This is a genomic window from Saccharomonospora iraqiensis subsp. paurometabolica YIM 90007, assembly GCF_000231035.2.
Lineage (GTDB): Bacteria > Actinomycetota > Actinomycetes > Mycobacteriales > Pseudonocardiaceae > Saccharomonospora > Saccharomonospora paurometabolica.
In genome coordinates, this window is record NZ_KI912218.1 from 177,968 (window position 1) to 178,838 (window position 871).

Here is an 871-nt window from a genome sequence, read left to right on the forward strand (position 1 = left end):
CCGGGCCGAGGCGCTGCGCCCGCTCGGCGCGGCCGTCCGCCGCGCCCGCTGCGCGGCCGTCAACGAAGCGGTCCGCGTCCTCACCACCACCCCGGACCCCACCTGACCCGACCCGGCGAGTCGCCGTTCCGTGACCGCGAGTCGACACCCCAGGACCACGCGATCACGCCCCGGGACCGCGAACCGACCCTTCCGGACCCCGGTGGAGCCGCGCGCACCGTCGACACCCGATGCCCGGACGGCAACTCGCGGGACTGGATCACCCGGATTCGGATCGCCGACTCCCGGACCCGGATCGCCGACCCGCGGACCCGCAACGGCGACTCGCGGGCATGAGGTGGCGACTCGCGGGCATGGGGTGGCGACTCGCGGGCTCGCGGGTCAGCTCGCGGGGGTCGGGGGGCGGACCGGGGTGCAGCAGTCGGGGGTGCAGGGGGCGCCGTCGGGAGTGTCCCCGCCGACGGTCAGCGGGGACAGCTGCTCCGCCGGGAGGCTCTCCACCTGTTCGCGGATCAGCGCGGCGACGAGGCGGGCGAAGCGCGGGTCGTCGTTCGGGGTCGCGGACCGGGCGAAGCCCAGGCCCAGCTCCGCGGCACGCTCGGCGGCCTCGTTGTCCAGGTCCCAGAGGACCTCCAGGTGGTCGGAGACGAACCCGACCGGGCACACCACCACGCCGGAGGCGCCGTCGGCGTGCACGGTGTCCAGGTGGTCGACGATGTCCGGCTCCAGCCACGGCACCTCCGGCGGGCCGGAACGGGACTGCCACACGAGGTCGTGGTCGGCGGCCCCCACCTCGGCGGCCACCAGCCGGGCCGCCTCCGTCACCTGGCGGGAGTAGCGGTGCCCACCCTCGGCGGGCGGCCCCGCGGCG

The 871-nt window shown here is 76.8% G+C and carries 1 protein-coding gene; it reads right to left on the reverse strand.

Annotated features, from left to right (window positions below):
• Window positions 1–381: 381 nt before the first annotated feature.
• Window positions 382–871 (reverse strand): ferrochelatase (locus SACPADRAFT_RS26315; RefSeq protein WP_007027791.1); only part of this gene is annotated, 490 nt, incomplete at its 5' end.